Source organism: Brevundimonas phoenicis, assembly GCF_047237745.1.
GTDB lineage: Bacteria > Pseudomonadota > Alphaproteobacteria > Caulobacterales > Caulobacteraceae > Brevundimonas.
Map to the genome: position 1 here is coordinate 24,796 of NZ_JBDFLN010000002.1, position 6,042 is coordinate 30,837.

9 protein-coding genes are annotated in these 6,042 nt (G+C 57.8%); 5 read left to right on the forward strand and 4 right to left on the reverse strand.

Features of this window, described 5'->3' with window-relative positions:
- Positions 1-35 precede the first annotated feature (35 nt).
- Together ABC419_RS16750 and ABC419_RS16755 are read left to right on the forward strand one after the other, a co-directional pair.
- Positions 36-701: a nucleotide-binding protein gene (locus tag ABC419_RS16750; protein WP_395488474.1), complete on the forward strand. Its 666-nt coding sequence runs from the start codon at positions 36-38 to the stop codon at positions 699-701.
- Positions 670-1,002 (forward strand): ribbon-helix-helix domain-containing protein, encoded by a 333-nt coding sequence (locus tag ABC419_RS16755; RefSeq protein WP_412878038.1) that lies wholly within the window; start codon positions 670-672, stop codon positions 1,000-1,002. Before ABC419_RS16750 ends, ABC419_RS16755 begins: the two co-directional genes overlap by 32 nt.
- Before the next feature lie 67 nt (positions 1,003-1,069).
- On the opposite strand, the gene ABC419_RS16760 is transcribed toward ABC419_RS16755, so the two are convergent.
- Positions 1,070-2,128: a replication initiator protein A gene (locus ABC419_RS16760; protein WP_412878039.1), complete on the reverse strand. Its 1,059-nt coding sequence runs from the start codon at positions 2,126-2,128 to the stop codon at positions 1,070-1,072.
- Positions 2,129-2,777: 649 nt separating this feature from the next.
- On the opposite strand from ABC419_RS16760, the gene ABC419_RS16765 reads away from it, so the two are divergent.
- The 3 genes from ABC419_RS16765 (at position 2,778) to ABC419_RS16775 (ending at position 4,139) form a co-directional block, all read left to right on the forward strand.
- Complete coding sequence (locus ABC419_RS16765; protein WP_412878026.1) at positions 2,778-3,116, forward strand: HigA family addiction module antitoxin; 339 nt, start codon at positions 2,778-2,780, stop codon at positions 3,114-3,116.
- A 9-nt stretch (positions 3,117-3,125) separates the two neighbouring features.
- On the forward strand, positions 3,126-3,419 hold the full coding sequence (locus tag ABC419_RS16770) for a polymer-forming cytoskeletal protein (protein ID WP_412878027.1): 294 nt from the start codon (positions 3,126-3,128) through the stop codon (positions 3,417-3,419).
- 99 nt (positions 3,420-3,518) lie between these two features.
- Positions 3,519-4,139: a hypothetical protein gene (locus ABC419_RS16775; protein ID WP_412878028.1), complete on the forward strand. Its 621-nt coding sequence runs from the start codon at positions 3,519-3,521 to the stop codon at positions 4,137-4,139.
- Between the two features lie 176 nt (positions 4,140-4,315).
- On the opposite strand, the gene ABC419_RS16780 is transcribed toward ABC419_RS16775, so the two are convergent.
- The 3 genes from ABC419_RS16780 to ABC419_RS16790 form a co-directional block, all read right to left on the reverse strand.
- A complete protein-coding gene (locus ABC419_RS16780) occupies positions 4,316-4,810 on the reverse strand; it encodes a helix-turn-helix domain-containing protein (protein ID WP_345880523.1) in 495 nt (164 codons plus the stop codon).
- Positions 4,811-5,039: 229 nt separating this feature from the next.
- Positions 5,040-5,525 (reverse strand): DUF4411 family protein, encoded by a 486-nt coding sequence (locus tag ABC419_RS16785; protein ID WP_345880521.1) that lies wholly within the window; start codon positions 5,523-5,525, stop codon positions 5,040-5,042.
- On the reverse strand, positions 5,525-6,042 hold a 518-nt coding region (locus ABC419_RS16790), incomplete at its 5' end, for an ImmA/IrrE family metallo-endopeptidase (RefSeq protein ID WP_412878797.1). The genes ABC419_RS16790 and ABC419_RS16785, both read right to left, overlap by 1 nt.

Here is a 6,042-nt window from a genome sequence, read left to right on the forward strand (position 1 = left end):
ATAAGTGTATACACCTATAGACCTATAGGACTCCCATGAAGGTATTAGCAGTTCTTTCCCAGAAAGGCGGCGTTGGTAAGACCACCCTCGCCACCTGTCTCGCGGTAGCCGCCGAACAGGCCGGCGAGCGCGTCGCCATCATCGATATCGATCCCCAGGCGACGGCCTCCTTTTGGAAGGACGTTCGGAACCAGGAAACGCCGGCCGTAATCTCGGTTCAGCCAATCCGGCTTGGCGCGATGATTAAGGCCTGTGCCGACGCCGGCACCGACCTCGTTATCATCGACGGCGCGGCTGTCGCGCGGGACGTGACTTTCGAGGCGACGAAGCACTCGGATTTCGTGATCGTGCCGACAAAGACGGCCGTGTTCGACACCATGAGCATGACGCATACGCTCGATGTGGTACGCGAGCAGAAGAAGCCATTTGCCGTGGTGCTGACCTTTGTCCCACCCCAGGGCCAGGAAACCCGCGACGCTATCGCGGCGATCGAGGAGCTAGGCGCGGCTGTCTGTCCTGTGACGATCGGAAACAGGAAGGCCTTTTTTCGCGCCCAAGGTTCCGGCCAGGCCGTGCAGGAATTTGAACCCAACGGCGCTGCAGCCGATGAAATTCAAAAGCTATACACCTATACGCGTATAGCCCTATACAAAGACGAGAAGGTGAAGAATGGCCGGAAACTCTCTGCAAGCAATGCTTGATCGGGCCAAGGCGGCCCCGGCCGCCGAGCCTGAAACCCCTACGCAGCCGAAGCCCCGCAAGGCTATCGCCGTGAAAGCGGCCGCCAATGCCGGCGAGACGACCAGGAGCGGAAAGGCGAAGGCTGCACCGAAGCCGAGCAGGGCGTCGACCAAGCTGATCGGAGGGCATTTCGCGCCGGAGTATTCGACGCAGCTCCGCATCATTGCGGCCGAGGAAGATACAACCCTGCAGAACCTTCTAACCGAAGCCCTTAACGACCTTTTCGTGAAAAAGGGCAAAGCGCGCCTTGCGGGTGTATAGGGTTATAAGTGTATACACCATTTATCGTGTTATCACCCACCAGCAATCGTGCTTTCACCCATGAAGATCAGCGCATCGGGTTCCGCTTAGCTCTTTGCTTGCAGAAGCCGATGAAGGCCGCGTCCGCACTCTTGAGCGGCTTGCAGCCGCTTTCGTGCCAGAAGGCCATGAAATCGCTTTCAAGCGCATAGATATCATATCCAGGGGCGAAGCGCCGGCCACCTTCACGGCCTCTGTCGGTAATCCGTGGCCGCTCAGCATCATTCGCTGCCTCCAAGGCCTTACGCCTAGGGGAGAACGTCACCTGATCCTTGGCATCGTCGAACGTCAAAGCGTAGTCAGGAAAATGGCTATGCTGAGCATCTTGAGCGGCGATCGTTTTCAGGAGGCGCTTAAATTCCTTCGCAGTCGACTGCGATCCGCACTTCTTTTGGATCGTGTCGAGGCCGAATGTCACCGGCTTACCCGGCCAGCCGCAATGTTTGCGGGCTATTTCATACAGCCGCCGCTCGAGAGGCTTCCTAAGCCGGAAATAACGGCGATTGAGCGTCAGAACTTCGTTCGCCTTGATCGCATTAAAGACCCAATCGGAGAGCTTCACTTCCACGTCGATCATGCGGCCGTCGAAACTCTCGCGGATGATCGAGGCGCGATCGACCAGGCTGAACACGTCCCACTGTGTTTCACCGCCCGTAGTGATGTTGGTTTCTATCTGTGTGCCCTGCAGGCGTTTGAACGCTGCCTTGAGCTGTTCATAGCCGCGGCCGTCCGTGCCACGATTGGTGGCAACAAGGAGATCGTAGGCCTTGAACCTTACAACCTGGCTGACCTTCTTGCCTTGATTGAGCGCGCCCATAATCTGGCTAATGCAGTAGATCAGAACATCACGATCATGGACTGTAGCCAGCCCATTGCCGGAAGGCGTCACGCGCAAGATCGCATCGCCGTGCTCATAAGCCCGCTTGTTAAAATCGGGTTTGGTCGCGACGCTGAAAATGGGGTGCTCCATCGAAGCCATGTCGCCCTTGGGAGCTGCATCGAAGATATCGCAGACGAAAAAATCCTGCTGCGGATAGCGATCCGGCAGGAGAGGGGAGCGATCATCTTGATTCGTGTTTTCACCCACCAGGAGAGGCTATCGTGCTTTCACCCACCGGTGCAAATCCATTCGTGTTATCACCCACCAGCATGTGGATAACTACGGCTCATCCCATCGTGTTATCACCCACCAATCATCGTGTTATCACCCACCGTTTATCGTGTTATCACCCACCGGCGTTCGTTCTAAGCGTTTGATATAAATACGAGAAATGCTAGTTTTTTCGGGCGTAACACAGATTCTAACACTATATAACACATAGAGAAAATTCGTGTATAGGTGTATACACCTTTCTCGCGTTGCACCCATATTGAAGCGATGGAAGCCCTTATGGCTTCGGGTTGGTCAATCCAGGCCGCGGACTCTTTCGCTGAAATCGGCGGGCCGCCGAAGGCGGCATAAATGGAATCGGCCGAAGGCCGATGCTTTCTTTTCCCGACTACGCCACCAGCATATCAACGTGCTCGCTCTGGCAAGTCCCCTCGCTTCGGTCGCTTCGCTCCCTGCCAGCTCGGCCCCTTCGGGGTTACAGGACTTGCCTGCCGCTGTGCGCGTCGATCCGCAGGAGCTAGGTCGGGACGAAGGAATGGTCCAATTTGTTCTAATCGAACAAAGGAATGGGGGTAAGTGTAGCGCGTAACTTTACGCCGAACCGACTTCCTGCTAAGCAAATCCTATGTCTGATCCAGGCACTACCCTCGATGATGGTGATCTAGTCCATCCAGGCGCACATATTCGTGCGGCCATTATTGACCCCCGCGGGCTGACTGTGAGCGAGGCCGCAAAGGCGCTTGGCGTGACCAGACCGACCCTTTCAAACCTCCTCAATGGAAATGCAGCCCTTTCGCCTGAAATGGCCATCCGGCTTGAGAAGGCTTTCGGGGTAAGCATGGAGGAGCTGGTTCACATGCAATGTCGCTACGACATCGCTCAGGCCCGAGCGCGGGCAGGGGAGATCAACGTCGCACCCTATGCCGGCAAGCCAAAGGCGACCGAGCAGGGGAATTTACTGTAGGAGGATGCCTTGCAAATCATAAGAGATAAGATCGAAGGCCCCTTCATTATCGATCGCAATATGCGCGTGAACGGGATGATTACAGTCGAGGCGACCGTTGAGGCTGGTAGCACGCTCTACTTGCACGGCATGGTGACAGGCGACCTGATCGTGAAGCCAGGCGCGACGGCGATCGTGCACGGCATGGTCAACGGCACAGTGCGGAACGAAGGCGGCCAGGTTGAAATCTATGGCAAAGCCGATCGCGTTGCCGACACCTGCAGCACGAGAACGCATATCGACCCGAAAGCAGCTATCGGCTGATAATCGGCCGATGTTGCCATAATGTTCTAGCACTGCTCGCCAGCTTGGGCTAAGGGTCGACCACACTATCTTGGTATAGGTGGCTAAGACATGCCCAGAATGTTGAAGGAAGGCAGGCCGCTCCGGCAATCCGAGCACATCAACCGGCGCGTCACACAATCGGTCTTCCGGGCATTCGATTATGCGCTCGAGATCGGGTCGCCGCTCAACCTCTACATTGTCATTAACCTGCATGAGACGATGAAGGTATCAGCTGCAGCCATCTTCGAGGCGATCCGCCACAAATACCGCGATTGGCTCAACTATCGGACCAAGAAGCGAAGCCTCGGCATCGTGCCTCCAATGTACATCTACGCGATGGAGAACCCGAGCGGCACGCACCCACACGTCAATTGGGCCTTGCATGTCCCCGACGACCTACGTGCCGAGTTTGAGGCGAAGCTCCCCCGGTGGATCGAGAAAGCGCAGGGCAAATGCGGCCCATCAGATTGCGTTGTGCAGGGCGTGCGCGAGGACACGCACAAGCAGCTCGCCAAATACATCGTGAAGGGCACCGATCCGGGCTTCGTCGACCATTTCTACCTGCAGAAGGTCTATGCTCCCCAGGGCCAGGTATGGGGCAAGCGGGCTGGCGTAAGCCCCTCTCTAGGGGCCACTGTGCGGAAGGTAGTAAACTTCCGGCCGCGGCGATCGCCAAGCCAATGGCGAAATGCTGCCTAGCGCAGGGATGACGCCGAGCACTTGCTCCGCTACATAGAAAAGGCGGCCCGCGATCACTCGCGAGCCGCCCCGGACGGTTCAAGCCTCGGAAACCTCTCCCCGTTCATGCTGCTACATGGACGGGGCTGTTGCCCGATGTACGAGGCGCAGGAGCGGGTGAGGCCCGCCCCTGGAACCTACGCCTTGCGGCGATGCTGTGGCAGGGCGACGTTTTTGCGCCGCTTCTGGTTCTCCTGCTTCATCTCGGTGAACTCCGGCTCAAGCGCCTGCAGTTTCTTTACCAGGCCCGAGAGATCGTATTCGTTGCTCGTCTTGCCGCGGCCAGGGCGCGTGCGTTCGACACGCTGCACCAGGCCGGCGCTTTCCAGCTCGGCAATCTGCCGCTGAATTTGACGCTCGCTCATACCCATGCGCTCAGCAAGGAGCTGCTTCTTGGGCCATGGACGATGCGCCGCATCCCACCAAATATCGGCCAGGTGCATGATGATGTTGAACTGCACCGGGTTGATACCCAGCCGGGCCTGCGCCTGCATCAGGAGCGAAGGCACGATGCAAAAGCCCAGGTCCATGACCGGCTTGCCGTACTTCTTCTCCGACGCCTTGCGCGTGTCAGCCTTGGGCTTGATCGGCACGACCTTGGTCGGCGTGATGGGCGTGATCGTTTTCGTCATTTCGCGTTTCCTCGATGGACGCTATATCCGTCGGAAGTGCGCTACTTTCAATGGTTGCCGTGTGGACGTGAGCGTCCGATCGCGCATGGACATGGAAGTCCGATCGGGACCAGTCACCAGTGTCCTATGAAGCAGGACGCCGGGTAATCTGCACTCTGGCGTAATGGCATACGAACATAGCATGTAGAGCGGAGCGGACGCCGATGACCTGTCGGTTTCCGTCTTGCGATCAGAAGCTCCAATCCTCTTCCTCGATCAGCGTCAGCAGATCGATGTGGCGCACGCCCTCCCGATCACAAACGAACGGGATGCGAGGCTTATCGGCCGTGCCGCCAGCCTCTTGCGTCACGACCACAAGGCGGGGATTGCCGGCCAATGCCTGGGCGATCACGAAAGGATCACCGCCTGACTTTCCTTTGCCGGTGTCCACCAGCTTCGGATAGGTCTGCATGATGCGGACGACCTCGCCCTGCACGTCGTCATCAATTTCGAGGAACATGGATTCCTTGCGGACCTTGGCCCACTCGAAAATCTCATCATCCTTCTTTTTCAGCTCGTGATAGACCTCGATCGTCGCGACCAGGCGGCCATCGTCAATGAGTTGATCGAAGGCGTTCCAGAGGCCGCTGAACCGCTTCGGAGGATAGGCGCGCCGCCACGCATGCACTAGCGAGCTGGTGTCGATACAGTAGATCGGCGGGCCAGCAGCGGGCATCAGCGATAGCCTAGTTGCTGTTCAATGCCGGGAACGTGGCGAACCTTCACGCCTAAATATCCTGACACGTCCGAGAGGCTGATCCGATCGAGGTGATAATTCTCGATCACCCGACGCACGAAAGGCTTGCCGTAATCGGCCACCGTTTCGCGTGGCATGTTCCGCGGGATCGGTTTGCCCTCATTTTTCTCCCGCTCGCGTTGCCGCTGTTGCTGAAACTCGACCGCATATTGAGCGCGCTTGCGCCTGTAGAATGCGTCCGTCGTTCGGCCGAGCGTCAGCAGCCGACGCACGATCGCTTCGCGAGATACCCCGTAGGTGAGCGATAGCGATTGCACAGTCGCATCGTCCCACTCGTGCCGGCCATTACCCTTTGCAGCGATCGACGCCTCCTTGAGGAACAGATCGCGCGGCATCAGGGCCGCAGCGGCAACCTGGTTGCAGAACACTTCGATCTTTTCGTCATCAGCGGGGCGAGGGCCTTCGATATCCAGATCGGAGACGCCGCTTTGCCGGA

Excerpts from the sequence above, each read along its gene's own strand:
- ABC419_RS16750 (WP_395488474.1), top strand. The coding sequence starts at position 36 with ATGAAGGTATTAGCAGTTCTTTCCCAGAAAGGCGGCGTTGGTAAGACC.
- ABC419_RS16755 (WP_412878038.1), top strand. The coding sequence starts at position 670 with ATGGCCGGAAACTCTCTGCAAGCAATGCTTGATCGGGCCAAGGCGGCC.
- ABC419_RS16765 (WP_412878026.1), top strand. The coding sequence starts at position 2,778 with ATGTCTGATCCAGGCACTACCCTCGATGATGGTGATCTAGTCCATCCA.
- ABC419_RS16775 (WP_412878028.1), top strand. The coding sequence starts at position 3,519 with ATGTTGAAGGAAGGCAGGCCGCTCCGGCAATCCGAGCACATCAACCGG.
- ABC419_RS16780 (WP_345880523.1), bottom strand. The coding sequence starts at position 4,810 with ATGACGAAAACGATCACGCCCATCACGCCGACCAAGGTCGTGCCGATC.
- ABC419_RS16785 (WP_345880521.1), bottom strand. The coding sequence starts at position 5,525 with ATGCCCGCTGCTGGCCCGCCGATCTACTGTATCGACACCAGCTCGCTA.